Origin of the sequence: Streptomyces sp. NPDC093221, from assembly GCF_044753885.1 — a bacterium.
Taxonomy (GTDB): Bacteria; Actinomycetota; Actinomycetes; order Streptomycetales; family Streptomycetaceae; genus Actinacidiphila.
Genome location: NZ_JBIVOA010000003.1, coordinates 996,838 through 1,020,071, shown reverse-complemented (window position 1 = coordinate 1,020,071; position 23,234 = coordinate 996,838). Strand labels below are relative to the sequence as shown.

The following is a 23,234-nucleotide window of genomic DNA, read 5'->3' as shown; positions in this document are numbered from 1 at the left end:
ACTCCTGACTGGTCGTCACTGCCTCGGTCGTCACCGCGCCGGTCCGCGTGGGGCCGGCCTTCGTGGCACCGGTCCCCGTCCGACCGGCCGTCACAGGTGGATCCCGCACTCGGTCTTGCCCAGGCCCGCCCAGCGGCCGGCGCGGGCGTCCTCGCCCTCCAGCACCCGGCGGGTGCACGGCGCGCAGCCCACCGAGGCGTAACCGTCCGTCAGCAGCGGGTTGGTGAGGACCCCGTGCTCGGCGACGTACGCCTCCACGTCGTCCTGCGTCCAGCGGGCGATCGGCGCGATCTTGACCTTCCGCCGCTTGGCGTCCCAGGACACCACCGGGGTGTTGGCCCGGGTCGGCGACTCGTCGCGGCGCAGGCCCGTCGCCCACGCCTCGTAGCCGCGCAGGCCCTCCTCCAGCGGAGCGACCTTGCGCAGCGCGCAGCACCGGTCGGGGTCGCGGTCGTGCAGCTTCGGCCCGTACTCGGCGTCCTGCTCGGCGACGGTCTGGCGCGGGCTGATCGTGATGACGTTGACGTCCATCACGGCCGCGACCGCGTCCCGCGTGCCGATGGTCTCGGGGAAGTGGTAGCCGGTGTCGAGGAAGACCACGTCCACGCCGGGCAGCGCCCGCGAGGCGAGGTGCGCGACCACGGCGTCCTCCATCGAGGACGTGACGCAGAACCGCGGCCCGAAGGTGTCGGCGGCCCAGCGCAGCACGTCGAGCGCGGACGCCTCCTCCAGGTCGCGGCCCGCCTGCTCGGCCAGGGTGCGCAAGTCCTCGGCGGTGTGCTGTGCGGTGGTCACGAGGCGCCTCCATGCGGGGAGTTGGCGGTCGTTCCCCTGGACAGCAGCCCGAGGAACTTCAGCGTGAATGCGCGATTGCAGGCGTGGCATTCCCACGCGCCGTGGCCTTCCTCGGACGGACGCAGGTCCTCGTCCCCGCAGTAGGGGCAGTAGAACGGCGCGGCCCGCTCGCTCATGACAGCTCCTCAGCGGAGGCGCGCGCCGCCCACTGCGCGAAGCGCTCGCCGTCGGTGCGACCGGCCTGGAAGCGGGTCAGCACCCGCTCCACGTAGTCCGGCAGCTCCGCCGAAGTGACCTTCAGACCGCGGACCTTGCGGCCGAAGCCCGCCTCCAGGCCGAGGCTGCCGCCCAGGTGCACCTGGAAGCCCTCGACCTGCTCGCCGTCGGCGTCGGTGACGAGCTGTCCCTTGAGACCGATGTCCGCGACCTGGATACGGGCGCAGGAGTTGGGGCAGCCGTTGATGTTGATGGTGACCGGCTCGTCGAAGTCCGGCAGCCGCCGCTCCAGTTCGTCGATGAGCGAGGCGCCGCGCGCCTTGGTCTCCACGATGGCGAGTTTGCAGAACTCGATTCCGGTGCAGGCCATCGTGCCGCGCCGGAAGGGCGACGGCGTGGCCTGGAGGTCCAGCGACTCCAGACCCGCGACCAGCGACTCGACCCGGGACTCCTCGACGTCCAGGACGAGCATCTTCTGGTCGACGGTGGTCCGCAGCCGGTCGGAGCCGTGCTCGGCGGCCAGTTCGGAGATCTTCGTCAGCGTCGCGCCGTCGATCCGGCCGACCCGCGAGGCGAAGCCGACGTAGAAGCGGCCGTCCTGCTGCCGGTGCACGCCGATGTGGTCGCGCCACTGCTGCACCGGCTGGTCGGGCGCCGGACCGTCGGTCAGCTCGCGCTTGAGGTAGTCGTCCTGGAGCACCTGGCGGAACTTCTCCGGACCCCAGTCGGCGACCAGGAACTTCAGCCGGGCGCGGGCGCGCAGCCGCCGGTAGCCGTAGTCGCGGAAGATGCCGATGACGCCCGCCCACACCTCGGGCACCTCGTCCAGCGGCACCCAGGCGCCCAGCCGCACACCGAGCTTGGGGTTGGTGGACAGCCCGCCGCCGACCCACAGGTCGAAGCCGGGGCCGTGTTCGGGGTGCCGGACGCCGACGAAGGCGATGTCGTTGATCTCGTGCGCCACGTCCAGCAGCGGCGAGCCGGAGACCGCGGTCTTGAACTTCCGCGGCAGGTTGGAGAATTCCTTGCTGCCGATGTAGCGGTCGTGGATCTCGTCGATCGCGGTGGTGCCGTCGATGATCTCGTCCTCGGCGATGCCCGCGACGGGCGAGCCGAGGATGACGCGGGGCGTGTCGCCGCACGCCTCCATGGTGGACAGGCCGACCGCCTCCAGGCGGCGCCAGATCTCCGGTACGTCCTCGATCCGGATCCAGTGGTACTGGATGTTCTGCCGGTCGGTGAGGTCGGCGGTGCCGCGGGCGAACTCCTGCGAGATCTCGCCGATCACCCGGAGTTGGGCCACGGTCAGCCGGCCGCCGTCGATCCTGACCCGCATCATGAAGAACTCGTCGTCCAGCTCCTCCGGCTCCAGGATGGCGGTCCTGCCGCCGTCGATCCCGGGGCGGCGCTGCGTGTACAGCCCGTACCAGCGCATCCGGCCGCGCAGGTCGGCGCCGTCGATGGACTGGAATCCGGCCTTGGAGTAGATCGTCTCAATGCGTGTCCGCACATTGAGACCGTCGTCGTCCTTCTTGGTCTGCTCGTTGCCGTTGAGCGGCGTGAAGTGCCCCATGGCCCACTGGCCCTCACCGCGGTGCCGTCCGGCCTTGCGGCGCGACGCGGCAGCCCCGGCGGCGGCGTCTCCGGCCGGAGTCTGGGGCAGGTCAGGGGTGGAAGCCATGGCGATGCGTCCTTCGGGCAGGCTCGAATACGGTCGATTACGCGCGGGAGCACCCTATGGCCTGGGAAAACGCAGGGCTGTGAAACACAGCGGGGCGGCCGGGGACTCCCGGGCATCCACGACGACGGGGATGGCGGGGAGCGGAGCTAAGTCGGTCAGACCGCCGGACAGATGGCGCTGGACACGCGGCAGAAGTCGACGTGTGGCCGACCTACCAAGGCGATTCCAGTGCGTGACATGACGAAAGCGTGGCATGCGGGTCTCCGGAGAGTCCACCGCCATCCATTATGTGGACCAGATAATCTCACCAGGTGAGAAACTGTGGCGTCGGTCACGCCCCGCCCGGCGCGACCGGCGCGCGGACGGTCACGCGCCCGGCTAAGTGGACGGTCACGCGCCCGGCGGAGTGGACGGGGAAGCGGCGACCGTCGTGTCGAACACCCGGAAGCCGCGCCGCCGGTAGTTGTCCAGCGCGTACGGCCCGTCCAGCGAGCAGGTGTGCACCCACACCCGCTCGGTCGGTTCCCTTCCCTCCCAGCGGTCGCCCAGGTCCCAGGCCCGCTCGGTGCCGAAGGACAGCAGATGGCCGCCGAGACCGCGGCCCCTGGAGTCCGGCAGCAGCCCGAAGTAGACGATCTCCACCACGCCCGCGTCCTGCGCCCCCAGCTCCACATAACCCGCGGGGGTGCCGTGTTCGTACGCCACCCACACCTCGGTGCCGGGCCGCGCCAGATGCGCCCGCCACTGCTCCGGCGGCCACGGCAGCCGGTCCCGCCACGCGCAGTCCGCGCCGACCGCCGTATACAGAAAGCGCCCGAATTCGGCCGACGGGACCTGCGACCGCACGATCCGGACACCCGACGCCTCGGGCGGCACGGCCGCGGCCCGCAGCTCGTCGGGCGAGGTCAGTTCGAGGGACCAGGTGGTCACGGGCGTACTCATGCGGCCCACCCTAGGCGGTGCGGCCCCGCGCCCCGGGCCCGCCCCGGACGCCGCGACCGGGCACCCGGTGGCCGGATCTCGCCCCCGGCCCGCGCCCGTACCGCGCTCCGCGCGCCCCCACGGCGCGGACACGTCCTCTTGACGGCCGCGCCGCCGACTCGTTTCGATGGTCATCACGCGAATGCGGCCGGACACGTACGGTGACCGGCCGCGCCCGGCGGCCGTACGGTCAGCGGCGCGCGGCCAGCACCGCGGGCGCGAGCGAGTGCGGGAGGAGGTCCAACGGGTGGTGCGGACGGATGAGTTCGACATTCACCCCGTCGGCGAAGCGGTACGGCCGGTGCGCCAGCACGCCCGCCAGATTCCGCCGCAGCCGGGACAGCTCCGCGCGCACCGTCACCGTACGGCTCGGATCGCCGAACAAGTCGGCGGCCAGCTCGGCCGCGGTCCTGCCGCCGCGGTGCACCGCGAGCACGAACAGCAGCTCCGCGTGGCGCGGACTGAGCTGCTGCGCCCAGCTCCCGGCCGCGCCGCTCACCGTCACCATCCAGTTGCGCGGACGGCTCACGTCCAGCACCACCTGGCTCGCGCCCGACGCCCGCTCGCGGCTGCCCAGCCGTACCAGCCAGCCGCCCGGCAGCGGCTCCACCGAGCACAGGCCGAGCGAGGGCAGCCACATCTGCCCGGCGCTGACGGCCGCGGGCAGTTGCAGCCGGTCCGGCGGCGCCATCCCGGCCACCGCGGCCACCCAGCCGTTGGGGTCGACGGCCAGCGCCTGGCCCTCCATCCGGGCCAGCAGCGGCGCGGCCACCGACCGCAGCCGCTCGACCGCCGCCCAGTGCCTGGCCCGCAGTTCGCCCTCGGCGACCCTGGCCACCGCGGAGACCAGCGACAGATTCGCCGGGTGCGCGGTGGAGGCGGGACCGGTCACATTCACCACGCCCAGCAGCCGTCCGTCGCGCGGATCGTGCAGCGGGGCCGCGGCGCAGGTCCAGCCGTGCAGATTGCGCACGTAGTGCTCGGCCGAGTGCACCTGGAGGGGGGTGCCGGTCACCAGCGCCGTACCGATCGCGTTCGTGCCGACCGCGTCCTCGGCCCAGCTCGCGCCCTCGGCGAAGCCCAGCCGGTCGGCGAGGGACTTGCGGGACGCGAGGCTGCCGTCGCGCCACAGCACCCGGCCCTCCGGGTCGGTGACGATCATGATGTGCCCGGCCACGTCCGCGACCGCGTGCAGACCGTCGCGCAGCAGCGGCAGCAGAGCGCCGAGCGGGGTGGACTGCCGCCGGTACTCCAGCTCGTCGGTGCCCAGCAGCCCGTCGTTGCGACCGGTGTCCGGGTCCAGGCCCCGGCTCAGGGCGCGTGTCCATGACTCGCCGATCACCGGCCGCGGCGGCTTCGGCGGCACATCACCCGCAAGAGTGGCTTCCCGGACCGAGGCCAGCAGGTGCGCGGACGCGCGGGCGTCCATCGCGTCCCTCCGGCCGACCTGGATCGGAAAGTGTGTCACGTCGCCCCCGCCCTGCGTGCTCTCCGTCTTCCACTGCCCATGGTGCCGCCGTACGGGCCCGGCCGTCGCGATTTCCCTCCCCTCCGCCGGAGGTCCCCACACGGCCTGACGACATGTGCAACGGGCTGCAACCATTGCGAGCGTACGCGACTTCGACGGAGAGTGACGCGGCGTCACCGGCGCGCGGCAGCCCCCCGCCCGCGCTGCCGGGACGGTCGGCCTGACGGCCCAACAGACCGGGGGTGGTGCCGAGTCGGCGCGGCGCCACCCTCCGTGGGCGCGGCGGCGGAAACCTTTCTGCTCCCCCTTCGGGGGGCGAGCGGAGGGACAGCCGCTGCCGCGCCGTTTTCCGTTCCGCCGCGACGGGACTTCGCGGACGCGCCCTAGGACTGGACCGGGCGGGCGCGGTCGACGATCGAGGACAGGTCCAGGGTGTGGGGGAGAGTGCCGAAGGTGGCGCCCCAGTCGTGGCCGAGGCGGGAGGCGCAGAAGGCGTCGGCGACCTCGGGGGGCGCGAAGCGGACCAGGAGGGTGCCCTGGAGGACCAGCGCCATGCGCTCGACGATGCGGCGGGCGCGGGTCTCGACTCCGTCGAGGTCGGCGAGTTCGCCGAGGAGGTCCTTGACGGCGCCGTCGAGGCGGTGGTCGGCCCCGCGGGCCAGCCCCAGCTCGGCCAGGAAGGCGTTGAGGGCCAGCGGCTCCCGCTGGAGGACGCGCAGCACGTCGAGGGCCTGGACGTTCCCCGAGCCCTCCCACACCGAGTTCAGCGGCGACTCGCGGAAGATCCGCGGCATGCCGGACTCCTCCACGTAGCCGTTGCCGCCCAGGCACTCCAGCGCCTCGGCCGCGACGACCGGACAGCGCTTGGTGACCCAGAACTTGGTGACGGCCACCGCCAGCCGCCGGAAGTGCCGCTCCTGCTCGGTGTCCGCGTCGCAGGCCGCCGCCAGCCGCAGCGCCGTGGTCGTCGCGGCCTCCGACTCCAGCGCGAGGTCCGCCAGCACGTTGCGCATCAGCGGCTTGTCGGCCAGCGGCCCGCCGAAGGCGCTGCGATACGTGGCGTGGTGCACGGCCTGCGCCACCGCCTGCCGCATGAGGGCGGCCGAGCCCAGCGCGCAGTCGAGACGGGTCGCCGCGACCATCTCGATGATGGTGGCCACCCCGCGCCCCTCGTCGCCGACCCGCCGCGCCCACGTACCGCTGAACTCCACCTCGGAGGAGGCGTTGGAGCGGTTGCCGAGCTTGTCCTTCAGCCGCTGGATCGCGAAGACGTTGCGGGTGCCGTCCGGCAGCACGCGCGGCAGCAGGAAGCAGGTCAGCCCTCCCGGCGCCTGCGCCAGGACGAGGAAGCCGTCCGACATCGGCGCGGAGCAGAACCACTTGTGCCCGGTCAGCGCGTACGCGCCGTCCTCCGCCAGCGGCTCGGCGTGCGTGGTGTTGGCCCGTACGTCGGAGCCGCCCTGCTTCTCCGTCATGCCCATTCCGAACAGCGCGCCCGGCTTCTCGCCGGCCGCGACCAGTTGCGGATCGTAGACCCGCGACCCGAGCCGCGGCTCCCACTCGGCGGCCAGCGCCGGGTCGGTGCGCAGCGCGGGCACCGCCGCGTGCGTCATCGACACCGGACAGCCGTGCCCGGCGTCGACCTGCGACCAGACCAGGAACCCGGCGGCCCGCCTGAGGTGCCCGTCGGGCCGCGACCAGGCGTCGGTGAGACCGGCGCTGACCGCGTGCCCGAGCAGCCGGTGGTACGAGGGGTGGAAGTCCACCTCGTCGATCCGGTTGCCGTAGCGGTCGTGGGTGCGCAGCACGGGCGAGTACGTGTTCGCCTCCTCGCCCCAGCGCTGTGCCTGGGCGGATCCCGCGGCCTTGCCCAGCTCGCTCAACTCGTCCGTGATCTCCGTGAGCCCGGCCGGATCGGCGTGGCGGGCCACGGCCTCCACGAGGGCGCTGTCGGTGCTGTACACGTCATGGCCGACCAGCGGCGGAGCCTGATTGGTCACCGTGTGAGTGAGGGTGCTCATGGCAGCTAACGTAAGGGGGTGCAAGCAGCCGAAGAAAGAGGCCATCGTCGCCCGAGCAGGTGGCGCCGGGCTCGGGTGGTGTACCGCAACGTCTCCAAGCGCAAGGTCGCTTGGCTGCTGCTGAAGGACACCGTCAACTCCTGCATGGAGTACCGGGTGACCGGCCTCGCCGCCGAGGCGGCCTTCTTCGTCCTGCTGTCGCTGCCGCCGCTGCTGCTCGGCCTGGTCGGCGCCCTCGGCTACGTCGACACCGTCATCGGCCTCGACACCATCGACCACATCCGGCACAACATCCTCACGGCGTCCTCCACCGTGCTCTCCGACAAGGGCGTCAACCAGCTCGTCAAACCCCTGGTCGACGACGTCTTCCACGGCCGCCGCCCGGACCTGATCTCGCTCGGCTTCCTGATCGCCCTGTGGTCGGGCTCCCGCGCGGTCAACGTCTTCGTGGACACCATCACCATCATGTACGGCCTGGAGGGCCGCCGCGGCATCGTCAAGACCCGGCTGATGTCGCTGGTGCTGTACGTCGTCGCGCTGATACTGGGCGCCGCCGTACTGCCGCTGGTCGTCGCGGGACCCGACGCGGTGGTCGACGTGCTGCCGGGCGGCGAGGGCGCGGTCGCGGTGCTGTACTGGCCCGCCGTCCTGCTCGCCACGATCGCCTTCCTCACCACGCTCTACCACGTGTCGGTGCCGGTGCGCTCCGCCTGGTACGAGGACGTGCCCGGCGCGCTGATCGCGCTGCTGATGTGGGTGGTCGGCAGCTTCGTCCTGCGGATCTACCTCACCCACACCGTCGAGGGACCGACGATCTACGGCTCGCTGGCCGCACCGGTCGCCGTCCTGCTGTGGATCGGCGTGTCCGCCTTCGCCGTCCTGGTCGGCGCGGCCGTCAACGCGGCCGTGGACCGGGTGTGGCCGTCGCTGGCCACCGCCGCGGCCCGCGAGGAGAACGCCAGGCTGCGGGAGGCCGCGGCGGCCGAGGTCGTCGCGCAGGCCGCCGCCCGCAGGGCCGCGTACGCCGGGGACGAGGACGGCGACCCCGACGACGACCCGCCCGCCGAATACCCCGAGCGGTGGGCGGAATTCCTGCCGCACGCCGATGTGCGGTCCCGGCTGCGCCGCCGCCCCGACGTACCGCCGATGGCTCCGGCGCCCCCGCCCGCCCGGCACTCGGCCCCGCACCGCTCGGCCTCCCGGCCCGCGCCTCCGCCGCCCGCCGCGCCCCCGCCGCCGATGCCGCCCTTCCCGCCGGAGCTGTGACGCGCGGCTCGGCTCGGCGGGACCGGCGGCCGGGTCGCGGTGCACCATGGAGGCATGTACGAGGAACGTGCCGCCGCGGTGCCGGGCGTCACCGTGTGGACCCGTGAGAACGGCGGCGGGTCCTACCGCGTGCTGCCCGACGGCTGCATGGACCTGATCTGGTACGACGGCGGCCTGCTGGTCGCGGGCCCCGACACCCGGGCGTTCGTCGCCGACGACGCGCCGGGCGGCTCGTACGCGGGGCTGCGGTTCGCGCCGGGGCTCGGCCCGCTGGTGCTGGGAGTGCCGGCCCGCGAGCTGCGCGACCGCAGGGTGCCGCTGGACGCGCTGTGGCCCGCGGCGCGCGCCGGACGGCTGGCGGACCGGCTGGGCGGCCGGGACGCCGCGGCCGTCCTCGACGCCTGGGCGGTGACGCGGCTCGGCGCGGCGGGGCCCGTCGATCCCCTCCCGGGCGGCGTCGCCAGGGCGCTGGCCGCGGGCCGCCCGGTGGGCGCGATCGCGGCCGGGACGGGCCTGGGGGAGCGGCAGTTGCGCCGCCGCTGCGAGGCCGCGTTCGGCTACGGGCCCAAGACGCTCGGCCGGGTGCTGCGGCTGCAAAGGGCGCTGGAGCTGGCCCGCGGGGGCACCGCGTTCGCGCAGGTCGCGGCGGTCGCGGGCTACGCCGACCAGGCCCATCTCGCGCGCGAGGTCAAGTCGCTCGCGGGCGTGCCGCTCGGGCGGCTCATCCAGCCGACGGCTGCGGCATAGCGGCGAAGAGGTCGACGGTGTTGCCGTCCGGGTCGTACACGGCCGCGTAGCGCTGGCCCCAGAAGGCGTCCCACGGCTTGAGGTGGCCCGTGTGCCCGGCCTCGGTCAGCTCGGCGTAGGCCGCGTCCACACCCTCGGGGGCGCCGCAGTCGAAGGCCAGCGACATCCGGGAGCCGGTGGCGGGCGACCAGTCGGGGTCGAAGCAGCGGACGGTCTCCACGGTGTCCCAGGCCAGCCGCAGACCGCCGGGGAGCGTGACCTCGACGTGCGGCTCCGCGTCCGCCGCCGCGGGCAGCTCGATGCCCAGGCGCCGGTAGAAGGCGAGCGAGGCGGCCATGTCCGCGACGACGAGGCCGATCAGATCGATACGGGGCGTGAGGGGTGCGTTCATGCCGTTCACGCTAGGCGGGCCGGGCGCCGGGTGTCTTGAACGAAACGGACACCCGGCACCCGACCTGCGACCCCCCGGCCCCCACCGGGGTTGTGAGCGTCGCCGCGGTCGCGCACCGTGCTCCGCGGGCGACGCGGTCCGAAGGATGCGATGAGGCCGATGGGGACTGATGAAGGCCGATGGGGTCGCATGAGGCCGATGGGGTCGGACGGGGCCCGACGGGGAGGAGTACGGGCCAGTGGTAAGGGGGAGGTATGCGGTGGTGCGTGGAAGGAAAGCTTCTTGTCCGTTGGTTCGGAAGGATCGCCCCACCGGGCCGCCGCGTCAAGGGCTGAGTCAAGGAAGTGAACGAAAAACAACTCACCTCCCGGTCAACGCTGTTACTAGGTCAAGGATTCGACCGCGAGTCATTGACATGAACATAGTCTGGACCTTTCAATCGCGGTACAGGCGCACGTCCCCCACCGTCGCGCACAAGGAAGGTCCCCCACATGATCAGATCCCGCACACAAATACCCTGGTCGCGCACCCTGTTGAGGCTGTTCGCGCTGTTCGCCGTGGTGCTCGGGGTACAGGCGGGGCCCGCGCACACCGCGCAGGCCGCCGACTTCAAGGTGATCGCCTTCTACGACGGCACGTACGACGCCGCCCACATCAACTTCGTCCACGAAGCGAACGCGTGGTTCCCGCAGCACGCGGCGCAGTACGGCTTCTCGTACACCTCGACCAACGACTGGAGCCAGCTCAACACCGCCAACCTGGCCCAGTACCAGGTGGTCATGTTCCTCGACAACGCCCCGCAGACCGCGGCCCAGCAGAGCGCGTTCCAGACGTACATGAACAACGGCGGCGGCTGGATCGGCTTCCATGTCGCGGCCTACAACGACGCGTCGTCCAACGGCTGGTCCTGGTACCACCAGACCTTCCTCGGCACCGGCACCTTCAAGTCCAACACCTGGGGGCCGACCGCCGAGACGCTGAAGATCGAGGACCCGAACCACCCGGCCACCGCGGGCCTGCCCGGCACGATCGCCTCGTCCGTCAGCGAGTGGTATAGCTGGCAGAACGACCTGCGGCAGAACCCGAACATCGACATCCTGGCCTCGATGGACCAGTCGACGTTCCCGATCGGGACCGACCCCAACCAGACCTGGTACAGCGGCTATTACCCGATCGTGTGGACCAACAAGAACTACAGGATGGTCTACAACAACTTCGGGCACAACGCGATGAACTACGACACCAACACCGCGCTGTCGTCCACCTTCGCCAGCGCCCAGCAGAACCAGTTGCTGATCCAGGAGATCCGCTGGGCGGCGGGCCAGAGCGGCCCGGTCACCCCGCCGCAGGGCGGCCCGACCGGCGCCATCCACGGCTACGGCGGCAAGTGCGTGGACATCGCGGGCGCCAGCAGCACCAACGGCGCGGCCGTACAGCTCTACGACTGCAACGGCACCAGCGCCCAGACCTGGGCGGTCGGTTCCGACGGCACGCTCAAGGCCCTCGGCAAGTGCATGGACGTCACCTCGGCGGGCACGGCCAACGGCACCAAGGTGCAGCTCTACGACTGCAACGGCAGCGCCGCCCAGAAGTGGACGCGCAGCGGGAGCACGCTGGTGAACGCCGGGTCGGGCAAGTGCCTGGACGCGACGGGCCCCAGCAGCGCCAACGGCACCCGGCTCCAGATCTGGACCTGCGGCACGGGCGCCAACCAGCAGTGGACGCTGCCGAGTTGATCCACCGGCCGGGCTGATCTCCGCGGCCGGCCGACACCCGAGCGGAGCCGGGCCACGGCCCGGCTCCGTACTCGTACGCCCCACGCCCACCTGAGGCCACACCCACCCCGGATGAACGCGGCGCGCGCCGGTCGCGTATTACTCCCACAGGGGTTGCGGCGTGCGCCGCCCCCGGGGGAGGGGACGACCGGTGACACCGGAAGAACGCGAAACCGGGCAGCACACCGAGCACTACGAGATGCTGGTGTCGTTCGCCCTCGGCCACGTGCGCGACCGCGCGCAGGCCGAGGACGTGGCCCACGAGACGCTGCTGCGCGCCTGGCTGCACCTCGGCCGGATCGAGCCGGGCAGCGCCACCGTCCGCGCCTATCTGCTGACCATCGCCCGCAATCTGCTGGCCGTGACACCGGGGGCCGGCTCGCCGCCGAACTCCCGCTGAGGGCCGCCGCGTCGGTACCGCTGAGCCCCGCCGCCCGGCCGGCTCACGCGGGATAGGCGTGCGTCTGGGCCGCTTTGACCGTCGCCCACACCTGCGCGCCCTCGTGCAGGCCCAGTTCGGCCACGGACACCGCCGTCAGGTCGGCGGTCAGCGGCAGGTCGTCGGCGCTCCCGGTGAGAGCGACACGGATCTGGTCGCCGTGCGACTCCAGGCCGCAGATCCTGGCCCGCCAGGTGTTGCGCGCGCTGGAGTCCGGCCGGTCGGTGGAGAGCGTGACCGCGCTCGGCGGGAAGGCCACGAAGGCGGGCCCCGTCAGCTCCTCCGTGGCGGTCACGGTCAGCTCCGGACCGAGCCGGACCGTGTGCCCCTCGGCCTCGCCCCGGTAGAGATTGAGCCCGACCAGCCGCGCGATGTAGTCCGTACGCGGACGGCGGGCGATCTCCGCGGGCGTGCCCTCCTGCACCACCCGCCCGTGCTCGATCACCACCAGCCGGTCGGCCAGCACCATCGCGTCCAGCGGGTCGTGCGTCACCAGCACCGCCACCGCCTCGAACGCGGCCAGATGGCGGCGCAGCTCCGCCCGTACGTCCAGCCGCGCGCGGGCGTCCAGCGCCGCCAGCGGCTCGTCGAGCAGCAGCAGCCGCGGCCCGGTCGCCAACGCCCTGGCCAGCGCCACGCGTTGGGCCTGCCCGCCGGACAGCCGCCGCGGCTTGACGCCCGCGTGGTCCGCGAGCCCCATCCGGTCCAGCAGATCCGCCGCCCGCGCCCGCGCGTCCGCCTTGGACGCGCCGTGGCAGCGCGGCCCGAAGGCGACATTGTCCAGCGCGGTCAGATGCGGGAAGAGCAGATAGTCCTGGAAGATCACTCCGACCGGCCGGTCCTCGGCCGGCACCCGCCGCCGTACCGCCGGTTCCTCCAGCGTCCGCCCGTCGAGCCGCAGATGGCCGCCGGACAGCGGGGCGAGACCGGCCAGCGTACGCAGCGCGGTGGTCTTGCCCGCGCCGTTCGGACCGAGCAGCGCCAGCACCTCGCCGGGCGGCACCGACAGCCGTACGTCCAGCCGGAAGGTGCCGCGGTCCAGGACGAGACGCGCGTCGAGGCCGTCGGCGTCCTCGGCACCCCGCACGTCGGGCCCGTCCCCCTTGTCGAGTCTCATGACGCGGCCGTCCAGCGTTCGCGCAGCCCGGCGAGGACCGCGACGGAGACCGCGAGCAGGACGAGGCTGAGCGCGATGGCGGCGGCCGGATCGTCCTGGAGCGCCAGATACACCGCCAGCGGCATCGTCTGCGTACGGCCGGGGAAACTGCCCGCGAAGGTGATGGTCGCGCCGAACTCGCCCAGCGCCCTGGCCCAGGCCAGCACCGCGCCCGCCGCGACACCCGGTGCGATCATCGGCAGGGTGACCCGGCGGAAGGCGGTGAACCGCGAGGCGCCCAGCGTCGCCGCCGCCTCCTCGAACCGCGTGTCGGCCGCCCGCAGCGTCCCCTCGACGGTGATCACCAGGAACGGCATCGCCACGAACGTCTCCGCCACCACCACACCGGCCGTCGTGAACGGCAGCGTGACGCCGAACGCCGAGTCGAGCCAGCGCCCCACCACACCGTTGCGCCCCAGCGCCAGCAGCAGCGCCACACCGCCGACCACCGGCGGCAGCACCAGCGGCAGCGTCACCAGCGAGCGCACCAGACCGCGGCCGGGAAACGTCGTACGGGCCAGCAGCCAGGCCAGCGGCACCCCGAACACCAGCGACACGGCGGTCGCCGTGGTCGCGGTCTCCAACGACAGCCGCAGCGCCGTCCACACCTCGGAACTGGTGAGCTGCGACGGCAGGCTCCGCCACGGCGCCCGGATCAGCAGCGCCAGCAGCGGCAGCAGCAGAAAGACGAGCGCGATCAGCGCGGGCAGCAGCAACGGCAGCGGGACACCGCCGCGGCTGCGCACGAAGCGGCGCCGCGGCCGGTGCCCGGGAAGTCCCGGACCGGCCGCGGCGCCCCACCGCTCCTGACCGGTCACGGGTTGAGGAAGCCCGCCCCGGTGAGCACCTTCTGGCCCTCGGCGGACCGCACCAGCGCGATGAACGCCTGCGCGGCCGTCCCGTTGGGCGCGTTCTTCAGCTCCACGATCGGGTACGTATTGATCGCCTTCGCCGACTCGGGGAAGTCCACGCCCTGCACCTTGCCGCCCGCGGCCTTCACGTCGGTCTTGTAGACCACCGCCGCGTCGACCTCCTTCAGCTCCACCTTCGTCAGCGCGGCCTTCACGTCCTGCTCGTAACTGACCGGCGTCAGCTTCAGCCCGCTGTCGGTCAGCGCCGTCTGCGCGGCGGCCCCGCACGGCACCGTCTTCGCGCACAGCGCGACCTTGAGGCCGGACTTCGTCAGGTCCTTCAGCGACGCGATCTTGTCCGGGTTGCCGGGCAGCGTCGCGATCTCCAACTGGTTGCGCACGAAGGGGGCGGGAGTGCCCGCCGCGTCCTTGGCGTCGGTGACGATCTTCATCGTCTTCGTACTGGCCGCCGCGAAGACGTCAGCGGGCGCGCCCGAGGTGATGCTGGCCGCGAGCACGTCGCTGCCGCCGAAGTTGAACGTCACCTTCGTGCCGGGGTACGCGGCCTCGAACTGCTTGCCGAGCGTCGTGAAGGACTCCTTCAGCGACGCCGCCGCGAACACGGTCACGGAACCGGTGACCTTCGGCGTGGTCGCCGACGCGGAAGCGGAGGACGAGGCGGAGGGGGACGAGGACGAGGCGTCGGAACCCTTGTCCGAGGACGAGCAGGCAGTGAGCGCCAGCAGTACGGCGGCGCCGCCGACGGCCGCCACCATGCCGCGGCGCCGTTCGGTACGGATCATCACAGGAACTCTCTCTCTGCCGCGCACCAGGTCATTGTGACGATCATAGTGACGCATCTGCGAGGGATAAGTCTCCTGGCGCATTGCATAAGCCGCATGATCCAGCTGTCCGCCTCGTTTGTGCGATCACACAACCATGATGACGTCCAGGGTGCGGGGGCCGTGGACGCCTTCGACGCGGTCGAGTTCGATGTCGCTGGTGGCGGAGGGGCCTGAGATCCAGGTCTGGGGCCGGGTGGGGTCCAGGCGGGGGAGGGCCTGGGGGACCGAGGCGACGATCTGCGCGGGGGTGATGACGCAGATGTGGTGGTCGGGGACGAGGGTGATCCGGCGGCGGCCCTGGTCGGGGGAGGTGTCGAGCACGATGGTGCCGGTCTCGGCGATGGCCAGGGCGCAGCCGGTGATCACGGTGTCGATCGCGTCGAGGTCGTAGGTGGTCTGCTCGGGCCGGTCGGTGTGCCGCTCGGTGTCCGGGCCGACCGCGTCGAGCCAGTGCGCGGGCAGGCCCTGCGGGGTGACGACGCTGCGGCTGCCGTGCTCGGCGATCAGGCGGGCGACGGTCGCGGGCAGTCCGGTCTCGTCCGTGTGGTGGACGTGGGCCCGGTAGTCGGTGAGGTTCTCCGCGAGCAGGGTCGCGGTCTCCTGCGGGGTGCGGTCGGCGTGGGTGTGCAGGTAGTCCCTGGTGAGGGGGGTGTCGTGCGGGCGGTCGTCGCGGGGGACGTCCGCGAGGGCGTTGCGGATGCGGGTGAGGACGGTGTCGCGGGAGGTCACTGGCCGTTCTCCTTGGTCTGGGGGTGGTTGGCTGGTTGGTTTTTCTGCCACCAGTCGCGGAAGGTCTGTGGGGGGAGGGTGGGGAGGTCGCGGGTGGCGGTCCAGGCTTTGGCGGGTCCGGGGAGTCGTTGGGGGTGGAGGTGTCGGGTGCGGGTGGCGAGGCGCTGGCCCTGGCGCATGACGCCCGGGTGGTCGAGTGTCCAGCGGGCGGCGCGCATGGTGGCGCGTTCGGCGGCGTGGCCTTTGGCGGGTTTGATGGTGACGCGTTGGCCGTCCTGGGTGGTGGTGGCGCCTTGGGCGACGCGTTCGCGGAGGTGGACGAGGACTTGGGGGATGTTGATGGCGACGGGGCAGACGTCGTAGCAGGCGCCGCAGAGGGTGGAGGCGTAGGGGAGGGAGGCGTCGAGTTCGGTGGTGGTGGTGCGGAGTTGGGGGGTGAGGATGGCGCCGATGGGGCCGGGGTAGGGGGAGCCGTAGGCGTGGCCGCCGGCGCGTTCGTAGACGGGGCAGACGTTGAGGCAGGCGGAGCAGCGGATGCAGCGCAGGGCCTGGCGGCCGGTGGTGTCGGCGAGGGTGTCGGTGCGGCCGTTGTCGATGAGGACGAGGTGGAAGTTTTCGGGGCCGTCGGTGTGGGTGGTGCCGGTCCACAGGGTGGTGTAGGGGTTCATGCGTTCGGCGGTGGAGGAGCGGGGGAGGGTCTGGAGGTAGATTTCCAGGTCCTGGAAGGTGGGGATGACTTTCTCGATGCCGGCGACGGAGATCAGCGTCTCGGGGAGGGTGAGGCACATGCGGCCGTTGCCTTCGGATTCGACGACGACGAGGGTGCCGGTGTCGGCGATCATGAAGTTGGCGCCGGAGATCCCGACTTTCGCGCGGAGGAACTTCTCCCGCAGGTGGAGGCGGGCGGCCTCCGCCAGATCCGCCGGGGTGTCGGTGAGGTTGTCGGGTGCGGGGCGGCCCCATGTGGTCATCTGGGTGTGGAAGATGTCGCGGATCTGGTGGCGGTTTTTGTGGATGGCGGGGACGAGGATGTGGGAGGGGAGGTCGTTGCCGAGCTGGACGATGAGTTCGGCGAGGTCGGTTTCGTAGGCGGTGATGCCGGCGGCGGTCAGGGCGTCGTTGAGGCCGATTTCCTGGGTGGCCATGGATTTGACTTTGACGACTTCGGTTTCGCCGGTGTCCTGGACGAGGCGGGTGATGATGCGGTTGGCGTCGTCGGCGTCCAGGGCCCAGTGGACGGTGCCGCCGGCGGCGGTGATGTTCTCCTCGAGCTGGAGGAGGTAGTGGTCGAGGTGGCGCAGGGTGTGGTCCTTGACGGCGGCGCCCGCTGCGCGGAGTTGGGGCCAGTCGGCGAGTTCCGCGATGGCTCTGGCGCGTTTGTCGCGGATGGTGTGGGTGGCGTGGGTGAGGTTCGCGCGGAGCTGGGTGTCCTTCGTGGACGAGGCGGCGGCCTTCGGGAACGACGGCAGACCCAGATACGTACCACTCATCGGACCACTCCTCCATTGCGCGCGCCGCCCGTGGCGACATGGACCGGAACCCCGGCGGTCGGGACCGTCAGCGGGTGCTCCCGCGTACTGGCCAGGATCTCCGCGATGTGCACCGGGCGGATGGCGGTGCGCTGCCGGGACATCGTGCCGTCCAGGTGCATCAGGCAGGAGTTGTCGGCCGCGCACAGCACGTCGGCGCCGGTCTCCTCCGCGTGCCGCACCTTGTCCGCGGCCATCGCGGCCGAGACGTCGGGATTCTTCACGGCGAAGGTGCCGCCGAAGCCGCAGCACTCCTCCGCACCCTCCAACTCCCGCAGCTCAAGCCCCTTCACAGCTTCCAAGAGCCGCCGGGGCCGCTCGCCGAGCCCCAGCATCCGCAGCCCGTGACAGGTGGGGTGGTACGTCACCGTGTGCGGGAAGTACGCGCCCACGTCCGTCACCCCCAGCACGTCCACCAGGAACTCCGTCAACTCGTACGTCCTGGGCACCACGTCGGCCAGCGCCTCGCTCAACTCGTCGCCGCGGCCCTCCTCCCGGGCCCGTTCGCCGAGGCGCGGGTAGATGTCCCGCACCATCGCCGCGCAGGAGCCGGACGGCGTGACCACGTAGTCGTATCCGGCGAAGACCCGCGCCTGGCGGCGCGCCAAAGGCTCCGCCTCGTGCCGGTAACCGGTGTTGTAGTGCGCCTGGCCGCAACACGTCTGCCCCATCGGGAAGTCCACCTCGACGCCGAGCCGCGTCAGCAGCGCGACGACGGCCTGGCCGGTCCGTGGATAGAGCGTGTCGTTCACGCAGGTGAGAAACAGGGCGGCACGCATCGCGGCTCCCTCGGGGTCGTGCGGGCGGATGACGGACGGCGGGTGGGCGGGTGACGGGGGGTCAGGGGGCGGCGAGGGCACCGGAGATACGGGCGTCCGCCGCGTCCCAGGCGCGCAGGTCACCGCGCGGCTCGTACCGGCGCAACTCCTGCGTGTCGGCGACCAGTTGCCGCATCCGGGCCAGGTCGCCGACGAGGCCGTGGGTGCGGGCCTGGACGAGGATGTTGCCGAGCGCGGTCGCCTCGGTGGGCCCGGCGATCACCGGCAGCCCGGACGCGTCCGCGGTGAGGCGGCACAGCAGTTCGTTGCGGCTGCCGCCGCCGACCAGATGGATGTGGGTGATCTCCCGGTCGGCGAGTTCGGCGGCCTTGCGCAGCACCCTGCGGTGCGCGAGCGCCAGGCTCTCCAGCACGCAGCGGACCAGCGCGCCCCGGCTCTCCGGCGGGCGCTGCCCCGTACGCACGCAGTAGTCCGCGATGGCCGCGGGCATGTCGGCCGGTGCCAGGAACTCCGGCGCGTCCGGGTCGATCACCGCGCCGAACGGCTCCGCGCGGCCCGCGTCCGCGAGCAGCGACGCCAGCTCGGAGGGCTCGCCGCGCGCGGCCCAGACCCGACGGCACTCCTCCAGCAGCCACATCCCCATGATGTTCCTGAGATAGCGGAACGTGCCGTCGATCCCGCGCTCATTGGTGAAATTCGCGGCCCGCGACGCCGCGCTGAGCACCGGTGCGTCCAGTTCGAGCCCGGCCAGCGACCAGGTGCCGCAGGAGATGTACGCGGAACCCGGCGCGGTGGCCGGTACCGCCGCCACCGCGGAGGCCGTGTCGTGCGAGCCCACCGTGGTGACCCGCGTCCCCGCCGCCAGACCCGTCGCCGCCACGATGTGCGGCAGCAACTCCCCTGCGCTGTCGCCCGGTTGCCGCAGCGGCGGCAGCAACGCCGGGTCCAGGCCGATCCGGTCGGCGAGGTCCCGCGACCACTCGCCCGTACGGGCGTCCAGCAGGCCCGTCGTCGAGGCGTTGGTGACCTCCGCGCCGACACTGCCGGTCAGCCAGTGCGTCACCAGGTCGGGGATCAGCAACAGCGTCCGCGCGGCGGCCAGTTGGACCGTGTCCCGCGCCGCCGCGAGCTGGAACACCGTGTTGAACGGCAGATGCTGGAGGCCGTTGGCCGCGTACAGCTCCTGCGCGCCGACCTCGTCCCGCACCCGCGGCGCCACCTGCGCCGTACGGCTGTCCCGGTAGTGGTACGGGATCCCCAGCAGCGCGCCGTCCGCGTCCAGCAGGCCGTAGTCCACCGCCCACGTGTCCACGCCGACGGACGCCACCGCGGCGCCCGACCTCGCCGCCTCGCGCAGTCCGTCCAGAACGCCGGTGAACAGGCCCGGCAGGTCCCAGTGCAGCCCGCTCGGCAGCCGCACCGGCACATTCGCGAACCTGTTCACTTCCGTGAGGGCCAGTTCCCCGCCGCCCACCCGGCCCACGACGACGCGGCCGCTCGTCGCGCCGAGGTCCGCCGCCGCGAACACGCCTGCGGCTGGGCTTGCGCCTGGGGGTTCGCCGATCATGCCTCTCCTTATACGGCCACTCCTGCGGAGTGCGGTCCTTCATTCTTCCCGCCCCGCGGCCCCTGGACGGTTCTCCTACGCGAGGCGTTAGGCCGAATCTTTTGGGGGCGCGGGGAACTGCGCGCTCAGCCGAAGCGCTCCCGCAGGTCACCACCGGCCCCAGAGGGGCAGTTCGGTGGTGTCCCGACCACCGGCCGGTGGGGGCGGGCCGCGCAGTTCCTCCTCCGGCCTTCGGCCGGGAGGTGCCCCCGGCGCCCCTGACGGGGCACGTCCTGCGCAGGGCGAACGCGTAGGGCCGTGCCCTTGAACACCGGCCCTGCGCAGGGTGACACGCCCTAGCGGAGGAAGGCGGCTGCGACGCCCGCGTCGACGGGGATGTGGAGCCCGGTCGTGTGGGTCAGCTCCCCGCCGGTGAGGGCGAAGACGGCATTGGCGACGTGCTCGGGAAGAACTTCCCGCTTCAAGAGCGTCCGCTGCGCGTAGAACTCCCCGAGCTTGGCCTCCTCGACGCCGTAGACGGCCGCCCGCTTGGCCCCCCAGCCGCCAGCGAAGATGCCGGAACCACGGACGACCCCGTCGGGGTTGATGCCGTTGACACGTACCCCGTACTCACCCAACTCGGCGGCGAGGAGCCGCACTTGGTGGGCCTGGTCGGCCTTGACGGCCGAATAGGCGATGTTGTTGGGCCCGGCGAAGACCGCGTTCTTGGAGGCGATGTAGACGATGTCGCCTCCCAGCTTCTGCTCGATCATGACGCGCGCGGCGGCGCGGGAGACGAGGAAGGAGCCGCGGGCCATGATGTCGTGCTGGAGGTCCCAGTCCTTGGCGGTGGTCTCCAGGAGCGGCTTGGAGATCGAGATCCCCGCGTTGTTGACGACGAGGTCGACCCCGCCGAAGGCGAGCAGCGCGTCGGCGAAGGCCGCCTCGATCTGCTCCTCGGAGGTGACGTCCACGGTGACCGCGACGGCCTTGTCGGGACCGCCCAGCTCCTCGGCCACGGCGGCGGCATTGCCCGCGTCGAGGTCCGCGACCACCACGCAGGCGCCCTCGGCGACCAGCCGCTGGGCGATGGCCTTGCCGATGCCGGACCCGGCACCGGTGACGAGCGCGATCCGGGTGGCCAGCGGCTTCGGCTTCGGCATCCGCCGCAGCTTGGCCTCCTCCAGCTCCCAGTACTCGATACGGAACTTCTCCGACTCCTCGATCGGCTTGTACGAGGAGACGGCCTCCGCGCCGCGCATCACGTTGATGGCGTTGACGTAGAACTCGCCCGCGACGCGCGCGGTCTGCTTGTCCTTGCCGTAGCTGAACATGCCGACGCCCGGTACGAGGACGATCGCCGGGTCGGCGCCTCGCATGGCGGGGGAGTCGGGCGAGGCGTGCCGCTCGTAGTAGGCGGCGTACTCGGCGCGGTACTCCTCGTGCAGCGTGCGCAGCCGGGCCTCGGCCTCGTCGAGGGCCGTGCCCGCGGGCAGGTCGAGGACCAGCGGGCGGACCTTGGTGCGCAGGAAGTGGTCCGGGCAGGACGTGCCCAGCGCCGCCAGCCGCGGGTGCTCGGCGCGCGACAGGAAGTCCAGCACCTCGGGGGAGTCGGTGAAGTGGCCGACCTGCGGCCGGTCCTGGGAGGCGATCGAGCGCAGCAGCGGTGCCAGCGCGGCGGCCCGTGCGCGCCGCTCGGACTCCGGCAGCGGCTCGTACCCGTCGAGCACCGGGCCGAACGGGTCGGCCTTGCCGCGCTCCTGGAGGAAGGTCTCCGCGGTGCGGATGATGTGCAGCGAATTGCGTTCGCACTCCTGCGAGGTGGCGCCCCAGGCGGTGACGCCGTGCCCGCCCAGCACACAGCCGATCGCCTCCGGGTGGGCCTCCTTGACCGCCGCGATGTCCAGTCCGAGCTGGAAGCCGGGGCGGCGCCAGGGCACCCACACCACAGTGTCGCCGAAGCACTCCTTGGTCAGCGCCTCGCCGTCGGCCGCGCACGCCAGCGCAATACCGGAGTCCGGGTGCAGGTGGTCCACGTGCGCCGCGTCCACCAGCCCGTGCATCGCGGTGTCGATCGACGGCGCCGCGCCGCCCTTGCCGTGCAGGCAGTAGTCGAAGGCGGCGACCATCTCGTCCTCGCGCTCCACCCCCGGGTAGACCTCGGTGAGGGCGCGCAGCCGGTCCAGGCGCAGCACCGCGAGACCGGAGCCGGTGAGCGTACCGAGGTCGCCGCCGGACCCCTTGACCCACATCAGCTCGGTGTCGGCCCCGGTCACCGGGTCGGGCGCGATGCCCTTGGCGGACGTGTTGCCGCCCGCGTAATTGGTGTTGCGCGGATCGGATCCGAGCCGGTTCGAACGGCCGAGCAGCGCCCCGACCGTGCTGTCGTCGGAACTGGAGGCGGAAGCCATGCGGTGTCCTTCGGAGGAATGAGTACGGGTGCGATGAGCTCGACCGGCTCGGAGGCTCCACTGCGCGTCGCGGAGCCGGTCGGCCGCGTGGGCTCGCCGTCAGGAGGGCCGGCGAGTGAACCGAAGCGGAGCGGTCGCTGTTGAAAGGGAGAACGCGCGCAGGTTGTGAGGAACGAGCAACCGAGCACGATCGACCGTCGACAGCGACTAAGCGCAGCGGAGGTGAACCGAGCCTTAAGAAAATCAAGCGCCCCAGCCGGCCTGTTCGCCGCCGACGCGTTCCGAGGTGATGCGGGTGGCCCAGCCGGAGCCGCGGTAGGCGGCCATCGGGTCGGGGTCGAGACCCAGTTCGGTGCGCACCTCGGCGAGCAGCGGCCGGACGTCGGTGTTGTAGGCGTCCATCAGTACGGCGTTGGCCTCCAGTACGTCACCGGCGCGCTGGGCGGCGCCGAGAGCGTCGAGGTCGACCAGCAGCGCCTTGGCGGTGGCCTCCTGGACGTTCATCACCGAGCGGATGATCGCGGGGATCTTCGCCTCGATGTTGTGGCACTGGTCGAGCATGAAGGCGACGCCGGTCTCCTGCTTCAGACCGCCGTTCTTGGCGACCTCGTGCATGATCCGGAAGAGCTGGAAGGGGTCGGCGGAGCCGACCATGAGGTCGTCGTCGGCGTAGAAGCGGGAGTTGAAGTCGAAGCCGCCGAGCTTCTTCTCGCGCAGCAGGAACGCGACGATGAACTCGATGTTGGTGCCCGGCGCGTGGTGGCCGGTGTCCACGACGACCTGCGCCTTGTCGCCGAGCTTGAGGCAGTGCGCGTAGGAGGTGCCCCAGTCGGGGACGTCCGTGGTGTAGAAGGCGGGCTCGAAGAGCTTGTACTCCAGCAGCATCCGCTGGTCGTCGCCGAGCCGGTCGTACACCTGGGACAGCGCCTCGGCGAGCCGGTCCTGGCGGGCGACGATGTCGTCCTGGCCCGGGTAGTTGGTGCCGTCGGAGAACCACAGCTTCAGGTCGCGCGAGCCGGTGGCGTCCATGATGTCGACGCACTCCAGCAGATAGCTGACGGCCTTGCGGCGGATCGCGGGGTCGGCGTTGGTGACCGAGCCGAGCTTGTAGTCGTCGTCCTGGAAGACGTTGGAGTTGATCGCGCCCAGGGTCAGGCCGCGCTCCTTCGCGTACGCGCCGAGCGCCGCGTAGTCGTCCACCAGGTCCCAGGGGATGTGCAGGGAGACGATGGGCGCGACGCCGGTGGCCGCGTGCACCTGGGCCGCGTCGTCCAGCTTTTCGTACGGGTTACGCGGCACGCCCTCCTGCCTGAACACCTTGAAACGGGTGCCCGAGTTGCCGTAGGCCCACGAAGGGGTCTCGATCCGCTGGGACTTCAGCGCCGCCTTCACGGCCGACAGGTCTGTCATGGCAACCTCTGTGAATCGTTTCATTTGACGGCTCACCTTAAAGGCGACGCTGCGCCATGTCAATGGTCATGACGAGAACCCGATGGCGGGCCGGTCGCCGTTATTGAATCGTGTCACATGAGCCGGACGTGCTGCTAGAGGGTCTCTTTCCAGCCGCGATTGGCCGTCCGTCGGGGGTTGATCTCCCGAAATGGCTTC

21 protein-coding genes are annotated in these 23,234 nt (G+C 71.8%); 4 read left to right on the top strand and 17 right to left on the bottom strand.

All coding sequences use genetic code 11. From position 1 onward, the window contains the following. Positions 1-90: 90 nt before the first annotated feature. The 7 genes from ACIQCJ_RS16315 to ACIQCJ_RS16285 form a co-directional block, all read right to left on the bottom strand. Positions 91-795, bottom strand: a complete 705-nt coding sequence (locus tag ACIQCJ_RS16315) for a phosphoadenylyl-sulfate reductase (protein WP_355338735.1) — start codon at positions 793-795, stop codon at positions 91-93. Further along, the gene (locus ACIQCJ_RS16310; protein ID WP_355338738.1) at positions 792-971 is read right to left on the bottom strand and encodes a hypothetical protein; all 180 of its coding nucleotides are present in this window, start codon (positions 969-971) and stop codon (positions 792-794) included. The genes ACIQCJ_RS16315 and ACIQCJ_RS16310 overlap by 4 nt, the downstream gene beginning before the upstream one ends. Beyond that, on the bottom strand, positions 968-2,692 hold the full coding sequence (locus ACIQCJ_RS16305) for a nitrite/sulfite reductase (protein WP_391163896.1): 1,725 nt from the start codon (positions 2,690-2,692) through the stop codon (positions 968-970). Before ACIQCJ_RS16305 ends, ACIQCJ_RS16310 begins: the two co-directional genes overlap by 4 nt. A gap of 155 nt (positions 2,693-2,847) precedes the next feature. Beyond that, the gene (locus ACIQCJ_RS16300; RefSeq protein WP_355338823.1) at positions 2,848-2,931 is read right to left on the bottom strand and encodes a putative leader peptide; all 84 of its coding nucleotides are present in this window, start codon (positions 2,929-2,931) and stop codon (positions 2,848-2,850) included. 151 nt (positions 2,932-3,082) lie between these two features. After that, positions 3,083-3,634: a GNAT family N-acetyltransferase gene (locus ACIQCJ_RS16295; RefSeq protein ID WP_355338744.1), complete on the bottom strand. Its 552-nt coding sequence runs from the start codon at positions 3,632-3,634 to the stop codon at positions 3,083-3,085. Positions 3,635-3,863: 229 nt separating this feature from the next. Further along, on the bottom strand, positions 3,864-5,141 hold the full coding sequence (locus ACIQCJ_RS16290; protein ID WP_391163898.1) for a GAF domain-containing protein: 1,278 nt from the start codon (positions 5,139-5,141) through the stop codon (positions 3,864-3,866). 383 nt (positions 5,142-5,524) lie between these two features. Further along, complete coding sequence (locus ACIQCJ_RS16285; protein WP_402711680.1) at positions 5,525-7,162, bottom strand: acyl-CoA dehydrogenase family protein; 1,638 nt, start codon at positions 7,160-7,162, stop codon at positions 5,525-5,527. An 18-nt stretch (positions 7,163-7,180) separates the two neighbouring features. Here ACIQCJ_RS16285 and ACIQCJ_RS16280 point away from each other — a divergent pair, with 18 nt between their 5' ends. Further along, positions 7,181-8,428, top strand: coding sequence for a YhjD/YihY/BrkB family envelope integrity protein (locus ACIQCJ_RS16280; RefSeq protein WP_391048707.1), 1,248 nt, complete (start codon positions 7,181-7,183; stop codon positions 8,426-8,428). A gap of 54 nt (positions 8,429-8,482) precedes the next feature. Next, positions 8,483-9,175: a helix-turn-helix domain-containing protein gene (locus ACIQCJ_RS16275; RefSeq protein ID WP_401724016.1), complete on the top strand. Its 693-nt coding sequence runs from the start codon at positions 8,483-8,485 to the stop codon at positions 9,173-9,175. On the opposite strand, the gene ACIQCJ_RS16270 is transcribed toward ACIQCJ_RS16275, so the two are convergent. After that, positions 9,150-9,566: a VOC family protein gene (locus ACIQCJ_RS16270; protein WP_402711679.1), complete on the bottom strand. Its 417-nt coding sequence runs from the start codon at positions 9,564-9,566 to the stop codon at positions 9,150-9,152. The two genes, ACIQCJ_RS16275 and ACIQCJ_RS16270, sit on opposite strands and share 26 nt — an antisense overlap. A 491-nt stretch (positions 9,567-10,057) precedes the next feature. Between ACIQCJ_RS16270 and ACIQCJ_RS16265 the strand changes: the two genes are divergently transcribed. Then, entirely contained in the window at positions 10,058-11,302 is a 1,245-nt protein-coding gene (locus ACIQCJ_RS16265; protein ID WP_391163901.1) for a ThuA domain-containing protein, read from the top strand. Between the two features lie 190 nt (positions 11,303-11,492). After that, entirely contained in the window at positions 11,493-11,741 is a 249-nt protein-coding gene (locus tag ACIQCJ_RS16260) for a sigma factor (protein WP_355338762.1), read from the top strand. A gap of 43 nt (positions 11,742-11,784) precedes the next feature. Here ACIQCJ_RS16260 and ACIQCJ_RS16255 read toward each other — a convergent pair whose 3' ends face one another. The 9 genes from ACIQCJ_RS16255 to rhaI all read right to left on the bottom strand — a co-directional run bounded on the left by ACIQCJ_RS16255 (position 11,785) and on the right by rhaI (position 23,036). Then, positions 11,785-12,897, bottom strand: coding sequence for an ABC transporter ATP-binding protein (locus tag ACIQCJ_RS16255; protein WP_401312224.1), 1,113 nt, complete (start codon positions 12,895-12,897; stop codon positions 11,785-11,787). Next, positions 12,894-13,754, bottom strand: coding sequence for an ABC transporter permease (locus ACIQCJ_RS16250; protein ID WP_391048694.1), 861 nt, complete (start codon positions 13,752-13,754; stop codon positions 12,894-12,896). Before ACIQCJ_RS16250 ends, ACIQCJ_RS16255 begins: the two co-directional genes overlap by 4 nt. Then, on the bottom strand, positions 13,751-14,590 hold the full coding sequence (gene modA, locus ACIQCJ_RS16245) for a molybdate ABC transporter substrate-binding protein (RefSeq protein ID WP_355338771.1): 840 nt from the start codon (positions 14,588-14,590) through the stop codon (positions 13,751-13,753). Before modA ends, ACIQCJ_RS16250 begins: the two co-directional genes overlap by 4 nt. Positions 14,591-14,716: 126 nt before the next feature. After that, complete coding sequence (locus ACIQCJ_RS16240) at positions 14,717-15,361, bottom strand: lactate utilization protein C (RefSeq protein ID WP_402711678.1); 645 nt, start codon at positions 15,359-15,361, stop codon at positions 14,717-14,719. Beyond that, entirely contained in the window at positions 15,358-16,851 is a 1,494-nt protein-coding gene (locus ACIQCJ_RS16235; RefSeq protein WP_402711677.1) for a lactate utilization protein B, read from the bottom strand. Before ACIQCJ_RS16235 ends, ACIQCJ_RS16240 begins: the two co-directional genes overlap by 4 nt. Then, the gene (locus ACIQCJ_RS16230; protein WP_355350145.1) at positions 16,848-17,669 is read right to left on the bottom strand and encodes a (Fe-S)-binding protein; all 822 of its coding nucleotides are present in this window, start codon (positions 17,667-17,669) and stop codon (positions 16,848-16,850) included. The genes ACIQCJ_RS16235 and ACIQCJ_RS16230 overlap by 4 nt, the downstream gene beginning before the upstream one ends. 61 nt (positions 17,670-17,730) lie before the next feature. After that, complete coding sequence (locus tag ACIQCJ_RS16225; RefSeq protein ID WP_401856100.1) at positions 17,731-19,236, bottom strand: rhamnulokinase family protein; 1,506 nt, start codon at positions 19,234-19,236, stop codon at positions 17,731-17,733. A gap of 335 nt (positions 19,237-19,571) precedes the next feature. After that, positions 19,572-21,626 (bottom strand): bifunctional aldolase/short-chain dehydrogenase, encoded by a 2,055-nt coding sequence (locus ACIQCJ_RS16220; RefSeq protein ID WP_402711676.1) that lies wholly within the window; start codon positions 21,624-21,626, stop codon positions 19,572-19,574. A gap of 243 nt (positions 21,627-21,869) precedes the next feature. After that, on the bottom strand, positions 21,870-23,036 hold the full coding sequence (rhaI, locus tag ACIQCJ_RS16215) for an L-rhamnose isomerase (RefSeq protein ID WP_188282894.1): 1,167 nt from the start codon (positions 23,034-23,036) through the stop codon (positions 21,870-21,872). Between the last annotated feature and the right edge of the window lie 198 nt (positions 23,037-23,234).